This is a genomic window from Arthrobacter sp. CP30 (assembly GCF_053470025.1).
Genome location: NZ_JBQEMM010000053.1, coordinates 1 through 517, shown reverse-complemented (window position 1 = coordinate 517; position 517 = coordinate 1). Strand labels below are relative to the sequence as shown.

1 protein-coding gene is annotated in these 517 nt (G+C 65.6%); it reads left to right on the top strand.

The annotated features are described in order from the left end of the window. A partial coding sequence (locus ACTIMO_RS17290; protein WP_448183223.1) for a hypothetical protein occupies positions 1 to 517 on the top strand: 517 nt, incomplete at both ends.

Here is a 517-nt window from a genome sequence, read left to right as displayed (position 1 = left end):
GCCGTGCCGGGGGCGGTCCACTCGGTCACCGGCGGCCAGCCGTGTGTCGCCGATGAGCGCCGCGAACACTACCAGACCTGCGGCCACTATGGTGTCGTGTCCTGGCGCGCGACCTGCGGCACGGTCTCGGCTTCGCTGGCGCATGACAATGGGCCCGGCAATGTCGCGGATCCTCGGCAGATCTGGCTCGACAGTGATCCGATTATCCTTCCGAAACCGACTGACCGGCTGGTCTGCCGGATCATCAGCACTGACGAGACCTGGCACCGGCCATTCACGACGCTCGAGCTCGGCTCGCTCCAGTCCTGGATCATCCCCGAGGAGGTGTTCAGCTTCGACAGCGCGACGGGCATGTGGCTGGTCAACGAGGAGTATAGCGATTTCGCTCTTCGTGGGCGGTCCGACGCGGTCAATCGCGAATGGATCGGCAACATGGTCCCGCCCAAGGCCGCGCAAGCGATGGCCGAGGAGATCCTCGAGACGCTGATGCTGGCGCGCCTGGGCGAGACTTTCACGC